This is a genomic window from Natrinema saccharevitans (assembly GCF_001953745.1).
In the GTDB taxonomy this organism is placed as follows: Archaea; Halobacteriota; Halobacteria; order Halobacteriales; family Natrialbaceae; genus Natrinema; species Natrinema saccharevitans.
On record NZ_LWLN01000001.1, the window covers coordinates 1,409,341 to 1,434,781 of the forward strand.

A 25,441-nucleotide genomic window follows, 5' to 3' on the forward strand; every position below is an offset into this window, starting at 1 on the left:
GATGTGCGGGATCGTTGGCTACGTCGGTGCGCCGGATGGGGCCGCTGCCGTCGACATCGTGCTCGACGGCCTGTCGACCCTCGAGTACCGCGGCTACGACTCCGCCGGCCTCGCCGTGCCGTCACCGTCGCTGGCAGTCCACAAGGCAAAGGGCGAACTCGAGGCGCTCGAGGACACGGTTCCTCGTGGCGACCTCGCGGGTGCACTGACGGGAATCGGCCATACTCGCTGGAGTACGCACGGCGAACCGTCGGACGTCAACGCACATCCCCACACCGACGAGGCGGGTCGGGTCGCCGTCGTCCACAACGGCATCATCGAGAACTACCAGCGCCTGCGCGACGATCTCACGGAGGCCGGTGTCGCGTTCCGCAGCGAGACCGACACCGAAGTCGTCCCGCACCTGATCGGCCGGTATCTCGACCGCGGGGCCGCTCCCGAAGACGCGTTCCGCCGGTCGATCGATCAGCTCGAGGGCAGTTACGCAATCGCGGCCGTCTTCGATGGATCCGAGACAGTGTACGCGGCCCGGCAGGACTCCCCGCTCGTCGTCGGCGTCGGCGAGACCGGGACCTACCTCGCGAGCGACGTACCCGCGTTCGTCCGGCACACCGACCGCGTCTGCTATCTCGAAAACGGGGACTTCGCACGGCTGACCGGTAATAAGGCGGTTATCACTGACGACGACGGGAACCCCGTCGATCGACCGACCGAAACCGTAGCGTGGGATCCCGAGGACGCCGAAAAGAGCGGCTACGACCACTACATGCTCAAGGAGATCCACGAGCAGCCGTCGGCCCTCCGTCAGTGTCTCCGCGGCCGCATCGACGACCTCGAGGGGACAGTTACACTAGAGGACCTCGACGGTCTCGCCCACGACGGGCCGGTCCAGTTCGTCGCCTGCGGGACGTCGTACCACGCGGCGCTGGTCGGCGCGGAACGGCTCCGGCGGACCGGCATTCCTGCACAGGTGTTTCTCGCCAGCGAGTACGCGACCGACCGCGTGCCCGTCGGCGCGGACACGCTGGTCGTCGGCGTCACCCAGAGCGGCGAGACCGCCGACACGTTACGCGCGCTTCGGGAGGCCGCTCGCGCTGGGGCGACAACGCTGGCCGTGACCAATACCGTAGGGAGTTCCGCCGCCCGCGAGTGTGATCACGCACTCTACATCCGGGCCGGCCCCGAGATCGGCGTCGCCGCAACGAAGACCTTCGCGAGCCAGCAGCTCGCGCTCGACCTGTTGGCGGCGGCGCTCGGTGACGGCTCGGATCGTGCGGCCCTCAAGGCGCTCCGGGATATCCCCGGCCAGGTTCAGACGATCCTCGAGACGAGCGACGCCAGAGCCGTCGCCGAGGCGTTCGTCGACGCCGACGGCTACTTCTTCATCGGTCGGGGCTACCACTACCCGGTCGCGCTCGAGGGCGCGCTCAAAATGAAAGAGATCACGTATCGGCACGCCGAGGGGTTCGCCGCCGGCGAGCTGAAACACGGCCCGCTCGCGCTCGTGACCGAGAACACGCCGGTGTTCGCCGTCGTCACCGGTGACGACGAGGCCGCCCGGAAGACGATCGGCAACGTGAAAGAAGTCGAAGCTCGCGACGCGCCCGTCGTCGCGATCACTGACGGCGAATCCGACGTGACTCGCTATGCCGACCACGTCCTCGAGATTCCCGCCATTGACGAACTGAGCGCGTCGGTACTTGCGAACGTCCAGCTACAGTTGGTCGCCTACTGGGTCGCGAACCAGTTGGGGCGGTCGATCGACAAACCGCGGAACCTCGCGAAAAGCGTGACTGTCGAATGACTGGCGTCGGGTCATTCGGTGGGTGCGGACGGCGACACGAATTGGGATTTCTTAAGTGATAGCGATGGCGCAGTGGGACCAGTGAGCCGTATCGAGTTGCTCGTTGCGATCCTCGCCGGGATCGTCCAAGGAATCGTCGAGTGGTTACCCGTCTCGAGCCAGGGAAATCTCGCTCTGTTTCTGACGGTCGTGGGGACTGATCCCGGAGTTGCGGTCCAGTTAGCGCTGTTCATGCAGGTCGGGACGACGCTGTCGGCCGCGACGTACTACCGCGCGGAAATCGCGGCGGCCGTCAGGGCGGTCCCCAGCTGGCGGCCCGACGCCGCCTACGACGGGGCGAATGCGATCCCGTCGTACATCGTCGTCGCGACGGCGATGACCGGCCTCGTCGGGATTCCCCTCTACGTCTTCGCGGTCGATCTCGCCGGTCGGCTCACCGGCGGCGTCTTCATCGCCGCGATCGGCGTCCTGCTGGTACTGACCGGCGTCCTCCAACTGGTGTCGGAGTCCGTCTCGATGGGTATCCGCGACGCGCCGACCCTCTCGGACTCGGTGCTCGTCGGGGCCGTGCAGGGCGTCGCGATCCTCCCCGGGATCTCGCGGTCGGGCGTGACGACGAGCGCATTGCTCTTTCGGAGTTACGATCCACCGGCCGCGTTCCGCCTGTCGTTTCTGCTGTCGATCCCCGCCAGCCTGGGGGCGGCCGCGCTCACCATGGCGGGTGCCGGCGGCCTGCCGGGCATCGAACCGGTCCCGGCGCTGGCGGCTCTCGGAGTGAGCGCCGTCGTCGGCTACCTGACGATCGACGCGCTCATGCGGATCGTCGATCGCGTCCCGTTCTGGCTCGTCTGTTTCGGTCTCGGCGGGCTGGCGATCGTCGGCGGGGGCGTCGTCGCCGTCGTCGTGTGAGATAGCGTTTCTCCCGTCGGAACAGTACCGTGTATCGAAACGCGTCGGTAGCTTGCCCCGTATCAGGATAGCTGCCGTCTCCGACCGTCGGCACCGTGGCAAACAGGCTCTTTCGCAAGCGGACGGTCGACAGTGGCCGATCCGCTCGAGCGGAGGGGGCTCTCTCATTACTGAAAGCCGTTTCGCCGTCTCGGTCGCAACGGCTCGGCAGCGGACTCAGTCCGCACAAAAAGACTATATACGAATCCTGAATTGGTGCCACCGAGATGCAACTGACGAACGATGAGACGGGCACCTACCCGGTCCTGGAGGCCCTCGAAGGGGAACGCTGCTCGTTCTGTGACCGAGGCCGACTCGTGCGAGGGAGCTACAAGGGAAACGCGGCCGTGATCTGTGACACGTGCGAGACGCCGGGCGCGCAACTCTGGTAGGCGGCGTCGGTAACGAAAGCATGATACTCCCGCATACTTACCTGCCGGATGATGCCTACTGACGACGACGCGGACCACCTCGGGGACGCGACCGCGTCGTTTCTCGCGGATCATGAGGATGGCGAGGGTGCACTCGAGGCCGCCCTCGCGGTCGACGCCGACCACGAGACGTGGACGTTCGACGATGTGGATCTAGACTCCGGCACGTTCGGCGAACTCGTCTCTCGCGGGATCGTCGAAACGGTCGACGACGAGTATCGGGTTGCGGACGCCGACGTCGTCGGGGCGGTCCTGACGGGTGACGAACTCGAGTCGGCGGCGGGAGACGACGGGGTCACGGTCGACCTCGGCCTCGAGCAGTTCCGGAACGCCGTCGATCCGCGGGCGCTGGCGGCGCTGCTGGGGGCCCTACTGGTTGTCGCAGCGGCCCGGATGACGGCCTATCGGTCGGTGTTCCAGCAGGGGTACGTGGTGTCGCCGGGGAACGACCCGTACTACTTCCGGTACTGGATGGAGCGACTCGTGGCGGAGACCTCGGGGCCGACGGAGTACGGGATACTGGTGGATCCCCCTCACAGCGTCGCAATAAAGCGACCGTTCGCCCACGCGACGAACTGGTTCGTCGCCGAGTTACTCGGCGGTGGACAGGGGGCAGCCGACACCGTCGCGGCCTGGCTCCCCGTCGTCGCGTCCGTCGCGCTCGGGCTCGTTATCTACAAGATCACTGTTCTGCTGACTCGAGACGTTCGCGTCGGGATCTCCTCGGTCCTCGTCTTCGCCGTGACGCCGATCCACGCGGTCTACACGGGGTTGGGGTTCATCGACCACCAGCTCCACCAGTACTTCTGGCTCGGCATCACGCTGCTGACGCTGACGTGGCTCGCCGTCGACCTTCAGCGGCGGCTCGAGGCCGGAGCCGAGCCGCAGGCGAGCGTGCGGGCACAGCTTCGAACGCCGCTGACGTGGGTCGTCGCGCTCGTCTTCGGCTGCTCGGTCGCGGCTGGAATCCACGCCTGGGGCGGCTCGCCGTTACTGCTGCTCCCGCTCGCGGGCTACGTCGCGTTGCGGGTCGCGATGGACGCTCGAGCGAACGTTTCGCCCGTCCTCGCGAACCTGCCGTTACTCGCGGGGCTCGCGCTCGGGAGCTGGCTCTCGCTGGCGCTGCATCACCGCTGGGGCTGGCACGCGGAGTTCGTCGCGACCACGCCGGCGCTGGTGCTCGGTGGTGCGATCGCCGTCGTCGCGGTCGGCGAGCTGTGGCGGCGCGTCGATTTTCATTACGGCGGGTTGCTCGCGCTCGAGGCTCTCGTCGGAGCCGGTGGTCTCTACGCGTTCAAGCGACTACAGCCCGAGGAGTGGGCGGAAGCGATGACGCGCGTCGACGATCTGTTCTTTCGCGAGGGGGCGACCGAGACGGCGTCGCTGTTTGCGACGGAGTATTTCGTGATCTTCGGGCCGATGTACCAGCTCGGGATGGGGTTTTACCTCGCGCTCGCGGTGTTGGGCTGGGTCGCGTGGTTCGTCTCTCGGCGGTACGAGCCCGGCTGGTTGCTCGTCGGGACGTACACGGGGTATCTGCTCGTACTGGCGGGGATTCAGGTCCGCTTCGCCGGGCAGCTGGCGATCCCGCTGGCCGTACTGACGGGGCTCGGCGTCGTCCAGTTGCTCGCCGTCGTCGATCTGGCACGGACGCCGGTCCCGTTCCGCGGCTCGGACGGATCGGACGCCGGGGCTCGAGCTCGTGGGCCAGTCGCTGCCGACGGTGGTGAACGAACCGACGGTGAGAGCGAGCGAAGCGAGCGCGATCCGCATCGGAACGCTTTGCGTTCCGAGGACGGCGGGCGATCGATCGACACCTCGATCACGCTGCCGGACGGTCGGCGGATCGGCTACCTGTGCGGGATCGGGCTGCTCGTGTTCGGGCTGAGCCTGATCTACGTGCCCGGCCTGACGGCGGACGTGACACACGGTGAGGCGAAGATCGACGCGGTCAGCGCGATCGACGACCACGCCGAGACGGCGAACCGGTCCTACCCCGAAAACTACGTGTTGAGCGAATGGGGCGACAACCGTATGTACAACCACTTCGTGAACGGCGAGTCACGGAATTACGGGTATGCACGGGGTAATTACGGAGAGTTCCGGGCTAGTTCGGATCCAGATAGCCGGTACGAACAGTTCGACGGCCGGGTCGGCTACGTCGTGATCACCGACGTCGACAGCGAAGCACCGGCCGAGAGCGCGCAGATGCAGTTGCTCGAGGAGCACGGCGCGGGCGGTGAAAGCACTGACGGGTTGGCTCACTACCAGGCCCTGGCCGTCGACGACGAGGCTGCGGCGTTCGCCGTGGTTCCGGGGGCGACGCTCGAGATGCCCGGTGAGCTGGAATCGAACGTGACCGCGAGTACGACGGTCTCCGTGTCGGGCGACTCGTTCACCTACGAGCGATCAGTTGCCGTTGGAGACGATGGGCAGGCAGCAGTGACGGTTCCGTATGCCGGCGAGTACAGCGTCGGTAATCGAACGGCGACCGTCACTGAGGACGACGTACTGAACGGGAGCACTGTCGCACTCGAGTGAATCGCCGGCTCGAGAGGGCTCCGTTTTGATCATGAGTGACGATTCCGTTCTTGTGTAGGGGAAGTGACACACATAAGATCTTCGTAGATCATGGAAGGGGATGTCCGTGATCGAAGACGCGACGATCACGAGTAAAGGCCAGATCACCATTCCGAAACGGATCCGCGACAGACTCAAACTCGAGGAAGGAACAGAGGTAGAGTTCGTATTCGACGATAATGGCGGACTCGAATTCCGACAGAAAGAATCGGCGATGGTACGGATCCGCGACGTCCAGCGGACGCTCTCGTCGCACGATGTCGACCTTGAGGAGTTGCGTCGGGACCCTCGCGATCCGGCAGTCGGTAATAGATCCGGCCGTCGTCCTTGGCGATCCGCTCGAGTCGCCTTCAGGAGTGTCAACCTGAGCGCCGAGATCGTCCGTCCGCGACTCGAGGGTCGAGTCAGTCACGACGTTCACCTCCCTCCTCTCGGTCGGCTCCGTCGTCACTGTCGTCGCGATGACGGAACGCCTCCAGCGCCGCCTCGAGAAGACTCCTAACGGTCGTGATTCTTCCCGCCCGCGGGCCGCTTGTCGAGTCGCGACACCCGTCGGTCTCAAGCAGTCGCCGGAGCGCGGCGAGTTCGACCTGGAGTTCGCGACAGTGGCGTTTCACCGCGCCCATTTGGTCGCCGACTCGAGCCGGTCGTCGGCCGCGATCGACTCGCGCAGATTGGCCGTGTGGGTGTCGATCGCCTCGAGGATCGGTCGGTAGTCGGTTGCGTCTCCGTCGCTCAGGGTTTTTATTACCCCGCGAAGCCACTCTATCGGAATCTGAACCGACATGGCCACGAGATCGGTTATTCGACGGTTCGCCAGCGACTCCGCGAACTCAAGGTCAACGGCCTCCTCAAAAGAGTCGATGAAGCGGACTACTATCAGGTTAGTCAGAAAGGGAAGGACTATCTCGAGGGCGTACTCGATATTGAGGACCTTGAGTGAATCAGAGAAGGATATTTAGATTATGTCTTGGAAATACACATCACCCCACAATATTAATAAAATGCCTAACATAACGCCTCACCGAATGTGGGAGGTGTTGAGTGAATTCATCCACTTCCTGTGGAGATACTACCATTAATTTTATTAACAAAGCTACGTAGACAGCAAAGCCGATAGGTGGTACGACAATAAGGGAAAGAAAGGACGAATTTATAATTGAGGAAATGCCAAAAATAATCCCCCCAGATAGTACAACAGTACTTGTGATGTTTTTTATTTTTAAGTTTGATATTGGATTGAAACCTATTTTCTGTGCTGCGAATATATGGAACACTGCCATTGAACCGTAACTGATACTTGTTGCAATCGCAGCACCTGCAGTGCCATAGCGTGGAATGAGCAAAATGTTCAGACAAAAGTTGAGCAATGCAGAGCCACCAGTTGCTACGATTAATATTCGGATATCTCCCTTTCCTTGTCCTACAGCAAATATCGGACGAGCAAGGGCGAAGCCAAGCACACCAGGCAGTAGCAATAATAAGGGGAGAACAGCAGGCTCAAATTCAGAGCCAAAATACAGTGGTATAATGTCACTAGCAAGGGCTGCAAGCCCAAGTGCAAGTAAAATAACGAGCGAAAGATTATATCGTGTTATCCTAGACACGATATTCGTGATTTGATCCGTTTTGTTATCTGCCCACAATTCCGAAGTGGAGTGTAAGAGAACCATCTGTAGTGAAGTTGGAACAAACCACAAAAATTCAGCAATAACGAGCGCAGCACGGTAGTATCCAGTTTCCTCACTCCCAACAATTGATCTCAATAAAAGAATATCGACATGATAAAGTGATGCAGTCAAAAGGATCAAAACTACACTAAGAGTATTAAACGAGAGCAATTCTCGCTTCGGAATGCTAGACGGAATCCGACTGAAAACAACTCTACTGTCCATTTTTTGATGGAGTAGAGCAAATGCTATGGTTGCGATAGTAAAACTCGCAACGATATGTCCGATAAGCACTCCGGCAACCCCATAACCAAGATAGGCGAGTGAAAGACTAACAAGGCCAAAAAAGACCTTTTTGAAGACGCTCAGTGGTTCACTTCGATCTTCAAGTCCTAGACCCATCAAACCTCCACGAACAACAGAGTACGCTTGACGACTGATAATTAATACTCCAAGAAGATAAAAATACACAGTGAAATCTTCGCCAAACAGTTGCTTTGAAAATCCACCCCACGAGAGGGCCATGTATATGAACGATATAGCTAAAGCTAACCCAAAACCCATACGTATATAGAATCCAAAGACATGTTCAATCCAGTTTGGTTGTTCTCTGTCCTCTGCGATATATTTTCGCGTCCCATCGAAAATACCTGCATTAGCGACAATCATTGTAAGACTTAAAATAGAAAGAAGAAACGCATAATCTCCATATTGTGAACTTCCAAGAAATCTGACAAGGAATGGTGTTGTTAGGAAACTAATGAGTAATATAGTGACCTGTGCTCCGAGAATGGAGAGAAATCCCTGAAGAATATTTCTTCTCATCTCAGGTGATTATTTGATTGCTCGAATAAAGATTTCATTACCGCGCTCCGAGAGCTGTTCTATGTCAAATCCTGAATTTTCAAGAAATGCTTCCACTTCAGATACTGTATCTCCGAATTGCGGTAGCTTCTCTGGATGTACTTCGAGATAGATTAGCCGAACGTGTTCTTGAATTGCTTCCTGCAAGCCATGTAAGACCGACATTTCTGCACCCTCAACATCGATTTTTAGAACCGTTGGAGTAGGTAATTCACGTTGTTCAATAACTGAATCACCACTTTCCATCGCGACTTCAATCGTTTCTGTATCCTGTCCTGTAGCCATCGCATGTTCACCCTCGCCAGTTTCATCACCTGAAAGTGCAAAATCAACGGTCCCACTGGCATTTGAAAGCGCAACCTCAATGATCTCAGCGTTAAGATTGTTTACCTTAAGGTTTTCATGCAATCGTTTTACGTTCTGCGGCTCCGGCTCAAAAGCAACTGTTTGTTTCTCACCCACCTTTGAAGATACAAAACAAGTGTAGGTGCCAACATTTGCACCAATATCGTAAACAACGTCATTTGGCTTAAGTGATTTAAGGAAATCCTCTAAGATAGCCCGTTCGCCAGCAAGATTCTGGAAACGTATGAATTCGGTGAGGGTTTCCGTTTTGAATTCGATTCTATTCCCATTTATCGTATAAGATTGCACATCTCCTGAAAATTTATGGACCAATCTCCAGTATGGATTAAAGAGGAGTTTATCAAGACCAATTCGATCAATTATATGCCGGGTACGACCGCTATATATTATGCCTTTTACTTTCCGTAATAGTGCTTCTGGATTCACAATAGATAGCATATTCGCCATGGTTTAAGGGAAGTATGCAAGTTAATCGTTGTAAGGTTTGGCATGCTGGCCAGAGGAGATGGTCCCATTTATCTGATTGTTAAACAGAACAAGATACTACGGGTCCACTGTTTGCCATATGTCAAATATGTTTTCTGAAGCACAGTTCCTGAAGATAATTCTTAGTTTGGAGACGAAAAGCGTGGGATCCATACAATATAGGTAGTTTTCAATCGATATACTTGAACTTAGTCTACTTTTTATCTACGACGGACTCAAGAATGCCTTTGGCCATTCCTTTCCAAGTGAAGTTCTTACACACGTAAGATCGTCCAACACGCCCAGCATCACGCCGTTCGTCTCTCGATTGTGTCTGGAGGCGTTCAATAGCCACTTGTACTTCGTCAACAGACACTGAATCAACAACAACACCTGCATCAATCTCCCTTACAAACTCAAATTCCTCTTTCTGGCTTGTGATCACTGGCCGCTCACAAGAGAGATATTCGTAGCACTTGATCGGATTAGATGCTTTACCCGGACTAACAACACCATAGCCGGCATCAAAGGCAGCAATATACTTTGGTACGTTTTCATGATCAACTCTACCCGTAAACGTCACACGATTAGTTATTCCAAGGTCCGTTGCAAACTGTTCTAAGTTGTCTCGGAGTGTACCATCGCCGACGATTAAGAGATACACGTTATCGATACGTGCAGCCGCCTTAAACAACGTAGAGAGTTCGTGCCGTGGGGCTAACGACCCGACAAATCCGATAACGAACTTGTCTGTATTGATCCTGACTTCGGAGCGACTCTCCTCAAGAGGTTTCGGAGAAAATAGATTGGGATCAACTGCGTTTGGCAGTACTTTGACTGACGATTGTGATTCATCACGGTATGAGTCAACCCACTCTTTGAGTTCGTCGAACGCAACGTATACATGACTAGAGTTCCTTACATTCATTTTAACTATCTGCTCGATTAATCGACCAAACTTTGTCTCTCCGCGCTCATCGAATCGCCGAACCCAACCTCTGATTAGCAGAACATGAGAAATATCAAATATCCTGCATAAAGGTGCTGGGAAAATTGTGGAAGGAGACAACCGAGTCACCAGAAGGGATGGATCCTCTTCTCGAAGGAGTTGCCAGAGTTTTCGAAGGATACTAAATTCTACTTTAAGATGCCAGTATGGTGATCCTGGATTCGTCCTTGCTGGTAAAAGCACAAATTTGTCGACAGATTCTTTGAGTCGCTCCGGAACCTCTTCTTTAGGCTCAGGACAGAGAACAACAAGTGACTCATCTGAGACCGCACTAATACCTCTAATAATTTCGCGTGTAGCTACCCCACTTCCGGTGGTTTTTGAGAGATCAGCAACCGTCACGAAAACTATGCCACTCATTTGTATCCTAGGTCCTTTAATCGCTCTTCGACAATATCATCAGCGATTTTACTCTCAGTTTCCACTTGTTCCTCTACGAGAATCTCCCGGCGTTCTCCATCAACTACGAGCCAGGGAACCTTCACTAACTCTTTTGTGTAGATTCCGCGAGGATGACCCCACTCACGGATAGGGAATGGTGATGCCCGTTCTCCCACCATATTCCCATGGTCAGAAGTGATAACCGACTTTCCTTCTATATTGTTGATGAGATCTTTAACTGATGGGAGCGCTCGTTTTAGAGTCGTTATGTAGGCTTCCCAAAGCGAAGATCTATCGACTTCAAGTATTCCTTTCATTACTTCATCCCAACTAGCTGCTTCATCGGGCTTGAGAAACAGTTGGCTGTTATCAAATCCGACTTCTTCGTCAATGAGAAAGGGATAGTGTGGTTGAATATAGTGTACGATGAGTCGCTTATCAGGGTGTTCAGCAGCGGCTTCTATTGCATGCTCAGTAGTTGTTTCGGGCATGACAGTTTGATATTTGTCGTCCCAACCTTCCTGTTGCCAGATGTGACGGACTTCGTGGAACTGGACATCAAGCCAATCGCGGTGCCTATATAATTGTGGATTCGCTGTAACATAGACAGTATCTAGAAGATCACGTCCCTGAAAATTGGCCTTGAGAAATTCTCGTGTGCTTGAACTTCTGGACTGGCGTGACTCGAACTGACCTGGTAAATCCGCATGCTCCTCAAACATATCATATCGGCACGCGTCCAAAATAAGCAGATTATCCCAATCTTCTTTGAATATATCGACACCAGATGTATTATAGGAGCGCGTGTTCAATCGCCGATGATATAAGCGATTAAGTTCACGGAAAAATAGGTTCGGGTTCGAAAGCCCTCGTCGAAGTTGCGATAGCGAGTACATACCCAGAATGGATTCCTCGTGTTTTATATGGTTTTGCACTTGATCCTTGGACAAGACTATAATGCACGTCTGCTACCTCATTAATCAGCTTGCTCCCGGCGGAGCACCGACACTTATTCTCGATATTATCAAAAACACAGACGATGATGTCACATATACCGTTTGTTACATTGAAGGCGACGACAGTCTCGTGAGTAATCTCGAAAATGCCGGTGCAGAAGTCGTTGATTTCGGTGCAACATTTAAATTCGACCCCCGCGCTCTCTATCGGATGGCAAACTTCTTCCGAAACCGAAAATTCGATGTTCTTCATACACACCTCCCGTATGCTCAGACGTTAGGGCGACTCGCCAGTCGTATCGGCGACGTTGACGCCGTTGTCAGTACACAGCACAACGTTCCTGAGAACTATCATCCGGTTACGCGAACGCTCGAACGGGCGACGCGGGGAATAGACGACGCGACCGTTGCTGTTTCTGAAGGTGTTGAACGAGCATTCCGGAACAATTCGCATCGATTCGACGGATCACTCGACGACGGCTGGTGTACTATTTACAATGGCCTCAACGTCGAAGAGTACAATAAAGCTGTAAAGGAAGCTGACCCGAAGGCAATTTCCGCTGATATTGATCCAGATACAGTCGTATATCTCAATATCGCCCGATACGTTCCGGCGAAGGCCCAAACAGATCTTATAGATGCGATGAATATCCTTACAGAGTCAGAACCGAATGCACATCTGTTCGTTGTCGGATGGGGAGAGGAAGAGAATGCAATTCGGGAGCGAGTATCTGAACATGGACTCGAAGATTCGGTAACCGTGACGGGACGCGTTCCGTCAGTCTACGAGTATTATGGGTTCGCAGATGTCTTCGTCTCTTCTTCGATATTCGAAGGTCTTCCTATAACACATCTTGAAGCAATGGCAGCAGAACTCCCGCTCGTAACGACTGAGATACCAGGTGTCAAGGAAATGGTCGTTGATGAGAAAACAGGTTATCTTGTTCCACCAGAGTCGCCCGAAAATCTCGCCGATGCGATGAAACAACTCGCTGAGAAGGATACTCGCGAAAAGATGGCTGCTGCGGGGTTCAATCGAGTGTCAGAGCTATTTAGCATTGAAGATATCGTTGAGTATCATTTGCAACTGTACCGATTGGCCATTGAATCATGAAATCCATAACATCGAATACTATCTCACGCACACCGTATAGGGAATCCACGGATCAAAGGTTAGAATCATAGTTATGAAATATTGGTCGAAACACGATACAATTGTTGTCTTCTTCGTGGCGCTCTTCATTCGTTTGATATCTGTCTTGATTACGACGATAACATCGCTGAATGTCTATTCACAGGCTGATGCAAACCATTTCGCAATTCACGCTGAGTGGATCGCGACTACAGTTCTCAGTGGATCAATTCCACCGTTAAACTTCGACGATATCTACCACGTGTGGGGTGCTATGCTCTCTCCGTTCTGGATCATACCGGGCCCGAGTCGGATCTATGCTCGAGTTGGAATAGCAATTCTTGGCGCAATTGCGGTCTATAATGTCTACATAATAGTACGTCACTATCATTCTAGATATGCAGGCGTACTAGCAGTTCTTCCGATGCTCTTCTACCCGAGTTTTTTATTCCTTCACGCAGCGATCCTTCGAGAAGCTATGATTCTATTTGGATTGACGAGTGCTGCGAGACTGCTTCTAACTCCAAGTCCGAAATTGAATACGATCTCGACATACACGCTAGCAGCGTTCTTCATATCTATTGCGACTATTCTACGAGATGATAACTTGCCGGTCTATCTGTTGGTTCTCGTTATCGCTGCGTTCCTCGTATTGAAGCCGTGGCAACGGTACAAGAAACTCACAGCGACAGCGGTTGGAATCGGTACGGCAACGGCACTGGCCGTCATAGTCATTTACGGACGTCAAATGCTCGAATACTTTATCTATCTCCGTCAAGCACGTTCCCGTGGCCGAACCGGGTATTTAGGATCGGTTCTTCCAGATACACTTCCTCCAGCGATTGCGTTTAGCTGGGTCGGTGCGATGTACTTCTTGTTTACCCCGTTCCCTTGGATGATATCCCATAGTATGGATTTCGTAATACTGGGTGAGAGTATAACGAATCTCATCTATGCGGTAGCAGCGATCTCTGGCGCTCGAATTCTCGCCAAGAAAACGCTGGCAGGGACGGTAGCTTTAATCTTAGGTATTGTTGTCGGGACATTGTTATATGGCCTTGGAACCGTTAACGTTGGAACGGCAGTACGGCATCGACAGATGGTTCTCTGGGCAATCTTCTTGCTTGGGGGTATCGGAATCGCACAATACATCTGCATCCGGATGAGTAGTATTCAGCACTCATGAACCGAAACGTTGCTGTCATCGTTATGGACACGATGCGAGCTTCTAGTGTCGATTCTGTCTCTCTTGGTTCAGGGTCATTCGCGTCACTTGATGAGAATCATGATAAGATAGTGAACATCAACAATGCTTTTACGTCTGCACCTTGGACTCTCCCCTCTCACGCTTCTCTGTTCACTGGAACCACCCCCTCGAAACATGGGGCCCATGCTGGCCATAAACAGCTCAATGATACCCACACAACATTAGCAGAAGTCCTCGCAAATGAGGGCTATGAGACCGTCGCCGTATCGAATAACACCTGGGTCAGTGAGGAGTTCGGCTTCAATCAGGGGTTCGAGACCTTCTACAAGACATGGCAGTACGTCCAGTCGGACACCGATCTCGGTAAGATCTCACAGACTTACGATGGATTCAACATGTTATGGGAAGCGACAAAAACCGTCTTCAAAGGCAATCCCGTAACTAATGTTACAAACGCAATTTATGGTCAGTTCTTTCGGCGAGCGAACGACGATGGGGCTACCCGCACTAACAAGTGGATAAAGAATTGGCTCACCAGTAGAGATGACTCCCGCCCGTTTTTCCTGTTTGTCAATTATCTCGAACCTCACCTTGAGTACCGCCCCCCAAAAGCACACGCTGAAGAACACCTGCCTGAAGGCGTTACCTACGAGGAGGCGATGGAAGTATCTCAAGACGCCTGGGGCTATATTGCTGGCAGAGTTGAACTGTCCCGCGAGGACTTCGAAGTCCTCCGTGCGCTCTACCGAGCAGAAATAGCTTATCTTGAAGAGAAGATTGAGGAGGTCATTGACCTTCTGAAAGCAGTGAACGAGTGGGAAGAGACGCTGTTCATCCTCACGAGCGATCACGGTGAGAACATCGGCGACCACAACCTGATGGATCATCAGTATGCACTTTACGATACCCTGCTACACGTCCCGCTTTACGTCCGTGACAGTTCCTTCGAAGACTGCGAAATAGACGATATCGTTCAACTCATTGATATTCCTCCGACAATTCTGGACATCCTTGACATCGACGCCTCTGATGCACGCGAACAGTTCCAAGGAATCTCCTTTTATCCCGATGCTGATGAAACCCGCAAGTACGCTGTCGCTGAATACATGGCACCACAACCGTCGATGGATGCTCTGGAAACAAAAATTGGAGATCTATCCGAACATGTCTACGACTACGATCGATCGCTCCGGTCAATCCGTACAGACCAGTATAAATACATTCGTGGATCTGATGGCTCGCAAGAACTTTATGATATCCAGCGTGATCCCCAGGAACGAAACGACCTTACAGCATCCAAAGAGGATATTGTCGGTCAGTTTGATGCGACGCTTGACGAATGGCTCAACTCATTCGAACAAACTGAAGACACAGATAGTGTATCGATGGACGAAGATACGAAATCCCGACTCGAAGACCTAGGGTATTTACAATAATTCTAGTGTAGCACTCACACCTTACTAATTACTGCCCTGAACTTTCCGGAAGACGTCTTCGGGATTTCATCAAGTAATTTCACTTCGACGGAAATATCTTCGCCAACACGGTCTTTCAGTTTTTCCGTAACGAGATCAGCCTGATCGTCAGTATACCCATCGCCTGGAACGATCCGTAATACGAATTCGTCAACGGATTCCTGGACGATCTGAGACTCTTCAATGCCTTCGGCGTATTTGAAAACATTATAACTCAACATCGGGATCCGTCGGCCATCTGCTGTGATCACCACTTCGTCTTCTCGCCCGATAATTTCCTCGATAACGGGCGTATTCCAACCGCAGTCACACGCTTCATACCGCGGCGGACCTCGTGCCATATCACCGATACGGTACCGGATCAACGGCATCGCTTTGTTGTTCAGTCCCGTCAATACCAGTTCGCCAATTTCCCCCTCCGTAACCGGTTCCCCGTCCTCATCGAGAACTTCTACGATTCCAATCTCCGGATTGACGTGCCAGTTTCCGTTCGGACACTCCGTAATGAGGGCAGCACTCTCGGTCGACCCATACTGGTTGTACACCTGCGTCGAGAATCCCTCTTCGATCAACTCTCGATCCTCCTCTCGAAGTGTTTCAGCTGTCGGGAACGCAGCAGGGATGCGAATGTCTCGATTCGTCTCGAGAGCCCGCTGTGCACAATAACTAATTGAGGAAGGATAGCCGTCGATATAGTCCGGTTGGAACTGTTCGATCTCGTCGAGATAGTCGTCGACAGTGTTTTCTCCGAGATGGTAGCTAGACATGAGATAACGGTTGTTCGCTCGGTCATAGCGGCCGTATGGACCGGTCGTCTCCCCTGTCGGGACGATTTTGTTACCTGTAAACGACAATCGTCGGTCTCCATAACGAACCCCGCCGCGTCGGTAAAATCGGTTCATCGCTGCCCAGTACTTCCGCTGTGACTCGAGCGTATGGTACGTCGTCTTCGGCGTCCCCGTGGTCCCGCTCGTGCTATGACTAATACAGTCAGAGAGATCGACTATATTCGATACGAGACTTTTCGGTTGAGATTTAATCGTTTCGCCCGACAGAAACGGTAACCCATCCATTTGATCTTCTGGTGGCCGACTCGTATCTAACTCGAACTCGTTCGGTAGAGTTTGATAGTGCTCCGTTGTCTCTCTAGCGAGTGAGACTATGTGAGAAAGTTTCTTGTGTTGATGTTCAATCCAGAACGATTTGTCTTCCCACTGCTGTCTAGCATAGCTCTCTGATAACTTTTGGAATGAAGAGTTGTACCGCTGGTATCGGATTCGCGCTCCAAGCACAGAAATTGCGCCAGATTGGAGAAAAGCCGGAGATGCTGCATATATATGTTGCAATACCGAGTTACTCTGAAGACCCATACCGTGGCGTAGTGACTCTCGCATTTAAAATCGACGACATCCGAATCAATCTCGAGACGGTCTTTGAGAAGCATTTGGCAGCTTTGAATACCCAATTGACACGTATGGGTTCATGAATAGTGATACAATAGAACGACTCGAGGACCTGGGTTACCTTCAGTAGGCGATCGAGCGGAGGTGCTCGGTCGTCCGTTCGACGGTCGTCCGCCACGCGTAGTCGTCGTCGAGACCCGGGACCCGCTCGTCCGTTCCGAGCCACTCGGTGACCTGCGCCGCGATCGACTCGCCGGCGTCGATATCGACCAGCGAACCCCGACCGGCGACCAGGTCCTCGAGTTGGTCGAGCTGCGAGCAGACGACCGGCAGTCCCGAACTGACGGCCTCGAGGACCGTCCGCGGGACGCCCTCCGCTCGGCTCGGAAGCACGAGCGCGTCCCCGCTGCGGTAGATCTTGGGCATCTCGTCGTAGGGTACGTGGCCCAGAAAGTGGACCGAGTCGTCGATATCCAACTCTCGAGCGAGTGCCTCGAGGTCGTCCCGCAACGGCCCGTCACCGCACAGATAGAGGTGAGCGTCGGGGTATTCCCGCTGGATCCGCGGCAACGCCTCGAGCGCCACTGATGGGCGTTTGCCGTCCACTAATCGACCGACGAAGAGGACGACCGGACTCGTCTCGTCGATCGATGCGCTCGGCTCCCCCTCGGGGGTGAACCGCTCCGTATCGATCCCGTTCGAGACGACGTCGATCCGACTCGAGACGCCGAACTCCCGTACTCGCTCCCGATCCGTGTCAGTATAACAGAACACCACGTCGGCCTGATCGAACGTCCACCGACCGAGCGTTCGCAGGTACAGCCGGAAGACGTTCTCGGGGGCGCTTTGCGAGTAGAGGCCGTGGTTCGTAATCGCCAGCGGGAGATCTCCGAAACGGCGTTTCAGTGCCGCCAGATTCGTTGAGAAGTACAGGTGCGAGTGAGCGTGGACGACATCGAACGCGTCGGCCGTCGCCAGATAGTTGGCGACGCCGGGGCTGATGTCGTTCCCCAGCAACGTCGCCGCCGGATCGTACCGGACCACCGTATACCCGTCCCGGGTTTCGACGTGGGGGAGGTCGGGATCCGACCGCACCGTTAGGACGGTCACGTCGTGACCCATCGCCGCCTGATCGCGACTCATCGCGTGGACGTGATACTGTCCACCGCCCTTCGTATCGGGATAGAGTTTCTGTGCGACGCGAAGAATACGCATTCGTTAGGGAGTCTAAATCGAACACGTATGAGTATGCTGATCTATTATAACCTAGTCCAAACATTTATAATTAATTTCTTTGCGGAAGGTTATAAAGCGGTCGCGCATAGGCCGGAACGGTTAAGCGGGTGTATTCATAGAGAGAAGAATAGTTAATGCGCATACTCGTAACTGGAGGATGCGGTTTTATCGGCTCTCATCTGGTTGATTTCGTGCTCGAGAGAACGAATCACGACATCGTGGTTCTCGATAACTTCTCGACGGGAACGAAAACCAACTTGCCGGACTCGGATCGACTCGAGGTCGTCGATGGCGATGTCTGTGACGACCGAGTGGTCTCGAAACAGGTCGGCCGCGCGGATACCGTGTACCACCTCGCGGCCGCCGTCGGCGTCCAGAAGATCATCGATTCACCGCTTGACTCCCTGCGGACGAACCTACGCGGAACCGAACTGGTACTCGAGACCGCAGCCGAAGACGAAACGCAGGTGTTTATCGCGTCGTCGTCCGAGGTGTACGGGAAGTCCGAAGCGGTTCCGTTCGCGGAGTCGGACGACCGAGTGCTCGGTCCGACTGAGAGCCTCCGCTGGAGTTACGCCTCCGCAAAGGCAGTCGACGAGGCGTTGGCGCTCGCGTACAACCGGAAACGCGAGCTCCCCGTTGTCGTCGGACGGTACTTCAACATCGTCGGCCCACGTCAGACGGGCCAGTACGGGATGGTCATCCCGACGTTCGTCGAGCAAGCGCTTACAGGTGAACCACTGACCGTCTACGGAGACGGAACACAGACGCGGAGTTTCACACACGTCCGAGATGCCGTTCGAGTGACGTACCAACTACTACACTCACTCGAGGCCTACGGCTCGGTGTTCAACATCGGCTCGCCGCATCCGACGAGCATCAACGATCTCGCGGAACGAATCATCGAACTCACGGGCTCCGACTCCGAAATCAAACACATCCCGTACGAAGTTGCCTTCGACGAGAACTTCGAAGAACCGCAGCAGCGTGAACCGGATGTCACGAAACTCGAGGAAACGTTGGGACGGCATCCGGAAACGGAACTGGATCGCATTCTCGAGGACGTGATCGAGGAACGACGGTCCAAACTCTGGGCGGAAGGGGAGATTCAATGACCGGCATTCGAGAGCGGATCGAAGAACGGTCAGCGACCGTCGCGGTGGTCGGTATCGGATACGTCGGTCTACCCCTGTCCTGTCACTTCACGAATGCCGGGTTTCAGGTCATCGGATTCGATATCGACGAAGACCGAATTCGGTCCCTGCAGCGTGGAAACTCGTACATCGATGATATCGACGACGAGCGACTCGAACGGGCGCTCGACGACGGTTTTCTTCCCGCAAGTGATCCAGACGTGCTCTCCGAAGCAGATGCGTTCGTCGTCGCTGTCCCGACGGGTGTTCAAGGGGGTGAGCCCGATATGGAAGCCGTCAGGCAGGCGAGTCGGACCGTTGGTGAGCATGCACCCGATCGCGAAATTTTGTACATCTGTAGCAGTACAGTCTTCCCAGGAGCGGTCGACGAAATCGTTCGGCCGGCACTCCGTGTAGGTGGTCGGCATCCGGGCGAAGATACCCTCGTAGCCGTTGTTCCGGAACGGATCAACCCCGGTGGTCGGTACGAGTTCGAGGATATTCCGCTGATCGTCGGTGCAGACAGCGACGAGGAGCGGGCCGCTGCACAGGAACTGTTCAACGCTGTCACCGTCGGTACGGCTCCGGTATCGTCGACGAAAGCTGCAGAGATGGCCAAGACGCTCGAGAACACCTATCGTATGGTGAATATCGCTCTCGTTAACGAGCTCGCTCGCCACGCCGAAACAATCAACGTCGACATCTGGGAAGTGATTGAAGCTGCGGGGACGAAGCCGTTCGGCTTTCAGGAGTTCTATCCCGGCCCCGGCGTCGGCGGCCACTGTATTCCGGTCGATCCACAGTTTTTGACCTGGTTGGGACGCCAACACGACGAACCGCTTCGATTAGTCGAGCAGGCAAATGGTATCAACGAGACGATGCCCGCCCACATCGTTGATCAAGTAGAGACCGGACTCAAAGCACGTGGGGACTCGATTCAAGACGCTTCGGTTACGGTCCTCGGGCTCACATACAAGCCGAACGTTGCTGATATTCGTAATTCACCTGCGATGGCGATCTGTGAGAACCTCCGTGCGAAGAACGCGACTATTACAGCTATCGATCCGTACGTCGATACCACGATAATCGCCGGCGAAACGGTCGAACCGAGTAGCCATATCGATCGAGACCTGATCGCCGACGCTGACGCCACGCTCCTGTTGGTCGATCACGACGCCTTCGAATACGATGCCCTCAAGAACGCACCCTTCGTTTTCGATGCACAGAATACACTGCCAGATGAAACATCGATGCCAGTGCTCCGACTCGGTGACGGCGAGTCGTTAGAAACCACTCACTCACGTTCGACGAGTTCGGTGACGTCTTCAACGACCTTCCAGAGTTGACGGATCAAAATCTTCAGGTCAAACAGCAGCGACTGATTGCGGATGTACTGGAGATCATACTGGATTTTCTCGGCGGGCTCTTGACTCGTTGCGTCGTTGACTTGGGCGAGGCCAGTGAGACCAGGCTTGACGAACCATCGCTGTCGCCACTCGATCGCCTCGTTTTCGAACTCGGGCTCCAGTTCCGTCTGTGCCGGTCGTGGACCGACGATACTCATATTTCCCGTCAAAATCGACCATAGCTGCGGAATTTCGTCGAGATGGGTCGTTCGAAGGAACGTTCCGAGTGTCGTTCGGCGATCGTTTTCGATGACCGTACCGACCTCACCCCCTCGTTTCGGTTTTAACGTTCTGAATTTCTTAATCTGGAACGTTTCGCCGTACAGATATGTCCGCTTCTGACTGAAGAAGACCGGTCCTTCACCCTCATGTTTAATCGCGAGGACGATAAGGAGGATAAGCGGTGAGAGAACGAACAGGGCTGTTCCTGAAACGATGATATCAAACACTCGTTTCATAATATAATCGAATGGGTCCCAGGGCTCCACCTCTATATTGACGAGCGTTCCAACTGCGTTCTCGGAAACAAGTACCTTATCCGTATACTCACGATGAACTTTTGCGTTGACACCATGCTCGTAGCAGGCATCGAGTGTACCGAAAAACTCCGCACGATCAGGGTGATGAAATGCGAGTACAACGGTGTCGATGTCGTACTCCACTAGCGTATCTTCGATTCGAGAAAGCCCTCCAAGTCGAGTGAGTGAGTCTAATTCCTCAAGCGTATCAATCTCACTTTCGATTTCCGTGAGATCGTCTTTTTGTACGGTAACGCCACCATCAGTGGCAGCGTTCCATCTAGTGGCAGTTGGACACAGATAGCCCAGCACGGACCCATTGATCTCAGGCGCGATCCGTTCGATCTGGACTAGATCGTCGCCGACGATCAGCGTGCGTCCGTCCGACCCGGTCGGTCGACGGCGGATCCAGACGAACCACGCGGGGATCAAGAGCATCAGTATCCCAACGATCATGACGAGCGTCGCCCGCGGCAATCGATGGCTCCACTGGAAAAATCCAAGTGTTGCTAATGCGAGCCCCGCTACCCCGACTCGCTTTTGTGCGATGAACACCGTCTCGAGGATTCGACGGGGACGGGGTTTGTAGAGCGGGAATAAACAGCCAGCAACGATACCGATGCTTAGAAACAACGCTAATTGCAGCGATTCCCCGGTCAGAAGAGTTACCTCGAGGCGATTGAAGAGCGGAACGTAGGTGGTGAACAGATGTTGAGACACCGGATGGTTAGCGACAGTAATAGCGATACCAGTCGTCAGCATTACTCCAATCAAACTGACAATACGGTATCGCCATCCAGTGAACATTCGATACAAGCGATTGCAGGGAAATGATATAAACTTGCTGAATATGTTGTGGTGGGGGGAGGGGTTGATTCTATCCTCTAGCGAGTGGGTGTCGATTGCCTGATGACGGTCGTTAGTTATATTCGACCAGATATCGGGAGAACAGAGATCACTTGCGAAGTGAATCCGGTCCTCTACTACCCGCAATCCCGGGGAGTTACGATTGCAGCACTAACGGTTCGTACCAGTCACGATTCGCACGGAACCACTCGATGTACTGCGCAACGCCCTGGCGAATCGACGTCGTCGGCTCGTAGCCGACCAGTTCGCGGGCTTTCGAGACATCCGCGTGCGTGTGCTGGGCGTCGCCCATCGGCTGCTCGGCGTACTCGAGACCGAGCGACGGATCGATCGTGTCCCGAATGAGTTCCGCGAGCGTGTGGATCTCGATGTTGCCTGTCGAGCCGACGTTGAGAATTTCGCCGTCGGCGCTATCGTCGGTCATGAGCGTCCGGTTGACGCCGACGATGTCGTCGATATACGTGAAGTCTCGCGTCTGTGACCCGTCGCCGTAGACGACTGGCGGCTCGCCGTTCAGACACCGGGCGGTAAAGTTCGAGATCGCCATATTGGGCCGCATACGCGGACCGTAGACGGTGAAGTAGCGTAGCGCGACCGTCGGGAGGCCGTAGACCTCGTGGTAGACGCGCGCGTACTGCTCGCCGGCGAGTTTCGAGACGCCGTAGGGGCTCACGGGGGTCGTGGGGTGTGCTTCGTCGTAGGGCAGGTACTCGGGTTTCCCGTAGACCGAGGAGGAACTCGCAAGGACAATGCGCTCGACATCCGTCTTGCGGGCCGCGTCAAGCACGTTCAGTGTGCCGTCGACGTTGATGTCATTGGGTTTCCGCGGATCGTCGACACTCGTCCGAACGCCCGCCTGGGCTGCCTGGTGGTAGACGATATCGGCGTCGGCGACCAGCCGCTCGACGAGGTCGGCGTTTCGAACGTCACCGTCGGCGAACTCGTAGCTCCCGCCCGTATCCGACGCCGGAACCTCGGTCTCGTCGTACTCGAGTCGTGTCTGCCCGCCGTCGACTCGTGTGTCGTCGGCACCAGCGCTGTTGGACTCCCGCGCTGCCGCGCGACCGAGCTCGATGTTCTGTCGTTTGATCCCGACAGCGTAATACGGGTCAAGATTGTCCAGAACAGTTACATCGTGGCCGTCACGCGCGAACGACTCGGCAAGATGGCCGCCGATGAAGCCGGCACCTCCTGTGACGAGAATGTCCATCGGTGTAGTGGGTTCCAGCAAGTGATCAAAAGGCTGTTGATTCAACTGCTCGGACTTTGTACCCAGAGTAAGACGAACTATAGTAGCCGCTGAAAGTCATTGCACACCTGATCAAACGACGGCGTTGCGATCAGTGTGTGAATCGTTTCAGCGACTACTATAGCCGTCCGACCGTCTGCGCGTCGTATACGGCGCTGATGCAAGCGAGCGGCCGCAACCGAGAGGAGAAACCCTGTCCTCGGTCAGACGCAGTCCGCCCTTGACCTGTAGCGTCGTTTGGCTTCGTGGCAGTCTTCTGGATAGCTGATATCGATTCGCCACTCTTGAGCCCGATCGCGTCGATAGTTCGATCTGGCTGAATCAACAGGTCGATCAGTTCCCTGCCCGACGCTGTGAGTAACGCCGTCGGTTCGAGTGTCGGCTTCGTGCTGTCGGGCTTCGACCCAAAACTGAGGCCAATGCTGACATGATAATACCTATAGTCCCGGGACGGACTTGTGCCTGCATGAACGGTTGGAGGGAGCCATGCCGCTGATCGACGACGAGGGGAACCTCTTCGGCGTCGTCAACGTCGTCGACGCACTCGCTGCCTGTCTCGTCGTCGCGGTGCTGGTCGCGGGCGTCGCCGTCGTCGGCGTCCTTGGCGGCGGCAACGGGGCTGTCGGGCCCGAGACGGAGTCCAACGAATCTAACGGTACAGCGACTCCCAACTCCACTAATGCATCCGTCGACGACGGCCAGCCGGCGACACAGTATGCCACGATCGACCTGGGAACGCAAGCGGACTATGTCGCCGACGCCGTCGACGAAGGCGATCGGGCGGTCGTCGCCACGGCCGGACACAACCTGACGATCACCGACGTATACGTCTCGCCGACGACCGACGGTGACGGTCACGTGATCGTCCGTGCCGAGATCGATGGCGAGTATCCATCGACCGAGGCGTCAGCGACGGCGTTCCAGTTCGATACCACCCCAGTCCGGATCGGCGAACAGCTCACGATCGACACGGCCGATTACGTCCTTACGGGCACGGTCCAGCGGCTCGAGGACGAGGGCACGGCCCTCACGACGGAGCGAACGACCGTGGGGCTCGACGCAAACGTCTCGGCGTCGACGGCCGATGCGATGGAGACCGGTGACGAGTACCGGTTCGCCGGGCAAACGATCGCGACCGTGACCGATGTCGAGACGACCGAATCGGAGCGTTCGTCGACCGTTGCCGTCGACCTCGAGGTCGACCTCGTGACGTTCGACCGAGCCGGGACGCGTACGTTCGGCGGGCGAGCGCTCGATATCGGCTCGCGGATCACCCTTCGGACCGATCGCTACGACGTCAGCGGTGAACTGACTCGTCGCGGCGCGTCGGAACCGATCACGGACTAGCCATGCTGGAGGCCGCACTCGAGCGATCGAGAGTCGTCGGGGTTCTCACGTCCCTTCCGGACCGAATCGGTGCTGCACTCGAGGGGAGTCGGCTTCGCGAACTCGGTGAGACGATCGGGAGATACGTTCGCGCGTCGTACTGCTACCGGTGGCTGACGGCCGAGCCCGACCCGGCGGTCATCGTGATCGACCTCCGAGAGACCTACACCGTCGGGCCGATCGTCCGACTCCTCGAGACTGCGATAGACGAACTTGAGACGGGGTACGTGAATTCCCGGGCCGCCCGCATCGTCGCCGCACTCGCCGTACCTGTTCGAGCAGAGCCGCTTCGACTGCTCGGTGTCCTCGGGCTCGCTTGGGTGGCCGTATCGTTGGTCGGCCTCACGCTGCTGGGGGTACTCTCGAAGCTGCTGTTTGCCGCCCATCTCGTCGCGATCGTCCCCGCGGCTGCAGCGCTCCGATCGACTCACTCGCTCGCGGATCTCCGCGAGAGCCGCCCGGTAACGCTGCTGGCACGCGCACTCGAGCCGCCGGAGCCGCCCGAGTCTCGCCCATCGACCGAGCAGACGGCAGCATCGATGACCGAAACGGCGACGGACCGGACAGCGCACCTCGAGAAGCGGGACTCTTCGGAGACGGTAACGACGGGGGACACCGACGGAGCTGACGAGTCGGACGATGGCCGATGCTAGAGCCGGTGAGACCCAGAATCCGCTGTCGATGACGCGGGCAGTCGGCCACCGCGGTTCCAGCGGAACGGCGGCTACGTCTTCCGATGCCCGATCGCAGGGAGCCGATCGCTCCCCGGTGGGTCTGCGCCGCAACGAGTCGCATCCGAAACTCCAAACCACCAGGATCCAGTTCGCTGGGCCCCCGGGATCGGCGATCCCGGTCGGGTTCCCCGGCGGCCGCCCTCATGTATCGTTCAGTGAATGTCGTCACACCGTATTTGTGTTCGATTCGCATAGCGGGCCTCTGGAATACCAGTACACCA

The 25,441-nt window shown here is 55.7% G+C and carries 22 protein-coding genes; 12 read left to right on the forward strand and 10 right to left on the reverse strand.

Annotated elements, in window-relative coordinates; all coding sequences use genetic code 11:
* Nucleotide 1 precedes the first annotated feature (1 nt).
* The 5 genes from glmS to A6E15_RS07180 all read left to right on the forward strand — a co-directional run bounded on the left by glmS (nucleotide 2) and on the right by A6E15_RS07180 (nucleotide 6,265).
* Nucleotides 2-1,804: a glutamine--fructose-6-phosphate transaminase (isomerizing) gene (gene glmS, locus A6E15_RS07165; RefSeq protein ID WP_076145051.1), complete on the forward strand. Its 1,803-nt coding sequence runs from the start codon at nucleotides 2-4 to the stop codon at nucleotides 1,802-1,804.
* An 81-nt stretch (nucleotides 1,805-1,885) separates the two neighbouring features.
* Nucleotides 1,886-2,713: an undecaprenyl-diphosphate phosphatase gene (locus A6E15_RS07170; RefSeq protein WP_076145053.1), complete on the forward strand. Its 828-nt coding sequence runs from the start codon at nucleotides 1,886-1,888 to the stop codon at nucleotides 2,711-2,713.
* Nucleotides 2,714-2,979: 266 nt separating this feature from the next.
* Nucleotides 2,980-3,144 carry an HVO_A0556 family zinc finger protein gene (locus A6E15_RS20850; RefSeq protein ID WP_175607220.1) on the forward strand — a complete coding sequence of 55 codons (165 nt, stop codon included), beginning with the start codon at nucleotides 2,980-2,982 and terminating at the stop codon, nucleotides 3,142-3,144.
* Between the two features lie 51 nt (nucleotides 3,145-3,195).
* Complete coding sequence (locus tag A6E15_RS07175; protein ID WP_076148242.1) at nucleotides 3,196-5,724, forward strand: MFS transporter; 2,529 nt, start codon at nucleotides 3,196-3,198, stop codon at nucleotides 5,722-5,724.
* A gap of 100 nt (nucleotides 5,725-5,824) precedes the next feature.
* The gene (locus A6E15_RS07180; protein ID WP_076145055.1) at nucleotides 5,825-6,265 is read left to right on the forward strand and encodes an AbrB/MazE/SpoVT family DNA-binding domain-containing protein; all 441 of its coding nucleotides are present in this window, start codon (nucleotides 5,825-5,827) and stop codon (nucleotides 6,263-6,265) included.
* On the opposite strand, the gene A6E15_RS20855 is transcribed toward A6E15_RS07180, so the two are convergent.
* The 6 genes from A6E15_RS20855 to A6E15_RS07205 all read right to left on the reverse strand — a co-directional run bounded on the left by A6E15_RS20855 (nucleotide 6,168) and on the right by A6E15_RS07205 (nucleotide 11,414).
* Entirely contained in the window at nucleotides 6,168-6,389 is a 222-nt protein-coding gene (locus A6E15_RS20855; RefSeq protein WP_175607175.1) for a hypothetical protein, read from the reverse strand. The two genes, A6E15_RS07180 and A6E15_RS20855, sit on opposite strands and share 98 nt — an antisense overlap.
* Nucleotides 6,377-6,550, reverse strand: a complete 174-nt coding sequence (locus A6E15_RS20860) for a hypothetical protein (protein ID WP_175607221.1) — start codon at nucleotides 6,548-6,550, stop codon at nucleotides 6,377-6,379. The genes A6E15_RS20855 and A6E15_RS20860 overlap by 13 nt, the downstream gene beginning before the upstream one ends.
* 196 nt (nucleotides 6,551-6,746) lie before the next feature.
* Nucleotides 6,747-8,258 carry an oligosaccharide flippase family protein gene (locus A6E15_RS07190; RefSeq protein WP_076145057.1) on the reverse strand — a complete coding sequence of 504 codons (1,512 nt, stop codon included), beginning with the start codon at nucleotides 8,256-8,258 and terminating at the stop codon, nucleotides 6,747-6,749.
* A 9-nt stretch (nucleotides 8,259-8,267) separates the two neighbouring features.
* A complete protein-coding gene (locus A6E15_RS07195) occupies nucleotides 8,268-9,089 on the reverse strand; it encodes an FkbM family methyltransferase (RefSeq protein ID WP_245800544.1) in 822 nt (273 codons plus the stop codon).
* Between the two features lie 253 nt (nucleotides 9,090-9,342).
* Nucleotides 9,343-10,497, reverse strand: a complete 1,155-nt coding sequence (locus A6E15_RS07200) for a glycosyltransferase (protein WP_076145060.1) — start codon at nucleotides 10,495-10,497, stop codon at nucleotides 9,343-9,345.
* Complete coding sequence (locus tag A6E15_RS07205; RefSeq protein WP_076145062.1) at nucleotides 10,494-11,414, reverse strand: alkaline phosphatase family protein; 921 nt, start codon at nucleotides 11,412-11,414, stop codon at nucleotides 10,494-10,496. Before A6E15_RS07205 ends, A6E15_RS07200 begins: the two co-directional genes overlap by 4 nt.
* A gap of 61 nt (nucleotides 11,415-11,475) precedes the next feature.
* Here A6E15_RS07205 and A6E15_RS07210 point away from each other — a divergent pair, with 61 nt between their 5' ends.
* The 3 genes from A6E15_RS07210 to A6E15_RS07215 all read left to right on the forward strand — a co-directional run bounded on the left by A6E15_RS07210 (nucleotide 11,476) and on the right by A6E15_RS07215 (nucleotide 15,249).
* Nucleotides 11,476-12,588 (forward strand): glycosyltransferase, encoded by a 1,113-nt coding sequence (locus A6E15_RS07210; protein WP_076145064.1) that lies wholly within the window; start codon nucleotides 11,476-11,478, stop codon nucleotides 12,586-12,588.
* 115 nt (nucleotides 12,589-12,703) lie between these two features.
* The gene (locus A6E15_RS20285; protein WP_139326571.1) at nucleotides 12,704-13,792 is read left to right on the forward strand and encodes a hypothetical protein; all 1,089 of its coding nucleotides are present in this window, start codon (nucleotides 12,704-12,706) and stop codon (nucleotides 13,790-13,792) included.
* On the forward strand, nucleotides 13,789-15,249 hold the full coding sequence (locus A6E15_RS07215) for a sulfatase (protein WP_076145065.1): 1,461 nt from the start codon (nucleotides 13,789-13,791) through the stop codon (nucleotides 15,247-15,249). Before A6E15_RS20285 ends, A6E15_RS07215 begins: the two co-directional genes overlap by 4 nt.
* Before the next feature lie 14 nt (nucleotides 15,250-15,263).
* On the opposite strand, the gene A6E15_RS07220 is transcribed toward A6E15_RS07215, so the two are convergent.
* Both A6E15_RS07220 and A6E15_RS07225 read right to left on the reverse strand, forming a co-directional pair.
* A complete protein-coding gene (locus A6E15_RS07220) occupies nucleotides 15,264-16,682 on the reverse strand; it encodes an AMP-binding protein (protein WP_084177346.1) in 1,419 nt (472 codons plus the stop codon).
* 132 nt (nucleotides 16,683-16,814) lie between these two features.
* Nucleotides 16,815-17,906, reverse strand: a complete 1,092-nt coding sequence (locus A6E15_RS07225) for a glycosyltransferase family 4 protein (protein WP_076145069.1) — start codon at nucleotides 17,904-17,906, stop codon at nucleotides 16,815-16,817.
* Between the two features lie 155 nt (nucleotides 17,907-18,061).
* On the opposite strand from A6E15_RS07225, the gene A6E15_RS07230 reads away from it, so the two are divergent.
* The gene (locus tag A6E15_RS07230) at nucleotides 18,062-19,042 is read left to right on the forward strand and encodes an NAD-dependent epimerase/dehydratase family protein (protein ID WP_076145070.1); all 981 of its coding nucleotides are present in this window, start codon (nucleotides 18,062-18,064) and stop codon (nucleotides 19,040-19,042) included.
* The gene (locus A6E15_RS07235) at nucleotides 19,039-20,406 is read left to right on the forward strand and encodes a nucleotide sugar dehydrogenase (RefSeq protein WP_076145072.1); all 1,368 of its coding nucleotides are present in this window, start codon (nucleotides 19,039-19,041) and stop codon (nucleotides 20,404-20,406) included. The genes A6E15_RS07230 and A6E15_RS07235 overlap by 4 nt, the downstream gene beginning before the upstream one ends.
* Here A6E15_RS07235 and A6E15_RS07240 read toward each other — a convergent pair.
* Nucleotides 20,355-21,791 (reverse strand): sugar transferase, encoded by a 1,437-nt coding sequence (locus A6E15_RS07240; protein WP_076145074.1) that lies wholly within the window; start codon nucleotides 21,789-21,791, stop codon nucleotides 20,355-20,357. The genes A6E15_RS07235 and A6E15_RS07240 overlap by 52 nt on opposite strands.
* Nucleotides 21,792-21,987: 196 nt before the next feature.
* Nucleotides 21,988-23,061 carry an NAD-dependent epimerase/dehydratase family protein gene (locus tag A6E15_RS07245; RefSeq protein WP_076145075.1) on the reverse strand — a complete coding sequence of 358 codons (1,074 nt, stop codon included), beginning with the start codon at nucleotides 23,059-23,061 and terminating at the stop codon, nucleotides 21,988-21,990.
* A gap of 525 nt (nucleotides 23,062-23,586) precedes the next feature.
* On the opposite strand from A6E15_RS07245, the gene A6E15_RS07250 reads away from it, so the two are divergent.
* Both A6E15_RS07250 and A6E15_RS07255 read left to right on the forward strand, forming a co-directional pair.
* Nucleotides 23,587-24,447 (forward strand): DUF4330 family protein, encoded by an 861-nt coding sequence (locus A6E15_RS07250; protein WP_076145077.1) that lies wholly within the window; start codon nucleotides 23,587-23,589, stop codon nucleotides 24,445-24,447.
* Between the two features lie 2 nt (nucleotides 24,448-24,449).
* Nucleotides 24,450-25,139, forward strand: coding sequence for a hypothetical protein (locus A6E15_RS07255; RefSeq protein WP_076145079.1), 690 nt, complete (start codon nucleotides 24,450-24,452; stop codon nucleotides 25,137-25,139).
* Nucleotides 25,140-25,441: the final 302 nt, after the last annotated feature.

Bases quoted from the DNA above. Each gene is read 5' to 3' on its own strand.
- glmS (WP_076145051.1), top strand. From the start codon at position 2: ATGTGCGGGATCGTTGGCTACGTCGGTGCGCCGGATGGGGCCGCTGCC.
- A6E15_RS20850 (WP_175607220.1), top strand. From the start codon at position 2,980: ATGCAACTGACGAACGATGAGACGGGCACCTACCCGGTCCTGGAGGCC.
- A6E15_RS07175 (WP_076148242.1), top strand. From the start codon at position 3,196: ATGCCTACTGACGACGACGCGGACCACCTCGGGGACGCGACCGCGTCG.
- A6E15_RS07180 (WP_076145055.1), top strand. From the start codon at position 5,825: ATGTCCGTGATCGAAGACGCGACGATCACGAGTAAAGGCCAGATCACC.
- A6E15_RS20855 (WP_175607175.1), bottom strand. From the start codon at position 6,389: ATGGGCGCGGTGAAACGCCACTGTCGCGAACTCCAGGTCGAACTCGCC.
- A6E15_RS20860 (WP_175607221.1), bottom strand. From the start codon at position 6,550: ATGTCGGTTCAGATTCCGATAGAGTGGCTTCGCGGGGTAATAAAAACC.
- A6E15_RS07190 (WP_076145057.1), bottom strand. From the start codon at position 8,258: ATGAGAAGAAATATTCTTCAGGGATTTCTCTCCATTCTCGGAGCACAG.
- A6E15_RS07200 (WP_076145060.1), bottom strand. From the start codon at position 10,497: ATGAGTGGCATAGTTTTCGTGACGGTTGCTGATCTCTCAAAAACCACC.
- A6E15_RS07205 (WP_076145062.1), bottom strand. From the start codon at position 11,414: ATGTACTCGCTATCGCAACTTCGACGAGGGCTTTCGAACCCGAACCTA.
- A6E15_RS07210 (WP_076145064.1), top strand. From the start codon at position 11,476: ATGCACGTCTGCTACCTCATTAATCAGCTTGCTCCCGGCGGAGCACCG.
- A6E15_RS07215 (WP_076145065.1), top strand. From the start codon at position 13,789: ATGAACCGAAACGTTGCTGTCATCGTTATGGACACGATGCGAGCTTCT.
- A6E15_RS07220 (WP_084177346.1), bottom strand. From the start codon at position 16,682: ATGCGAGAGTCACTACGCCACGGTATGGGTCTTCAGAGTAACTCGGTA.
- A6E15_RS07225 (WP_076145069.1), bottom strand. From the start codon at position 17,906: ATGCGTATTCTTCGCGTCGCACAGAAACTCTATCCCGATACGAAGGGC.
- A6E15_RS07230 (WP_076145070.1), top strand. From the start codon at position 18,062: ATGCGCATACTCGTAACTGGAGGATGCGGTTTTATCGGCTCTCATCTG.
- A6E15_RS07235 (WP_076145072.1), top strand. From the start codon at position 19,039: ATGACCGGCATTCGAGAGCGGATCGAAGAACGGTCAGCGACCGTCGCG.
- A6E15_RS07240 (WP_076145074.1), bottom strand. From the start codon at position 21,791: ATGTTCACTGGATGGCGATACCGTATTGTCAGTTTGATTGGAGTAATG.
- A6E15_RS07245 (WP_076145075.1), bottom strand. From the start codon at position 23,061: ATGGACATTCTCGTCACAGGAGGTGCCGGCTTCATCGGCGGCCATCTT.
- A6E15_RS07250 (WP_076145077.1), top strand. From the start codon at position 23,587: ATGCCGCTGATCGACGACGAGGGGAACCTCTTCGGCGTCGTCAACGTC.
- A6E15_RS07255 (WP_076145079.1), top strand. From the start codon at position 24,450: ATGCTGGAGGCCGCACTCGAGCGATCGAGAGTCGTCGGGGTTCTCACG.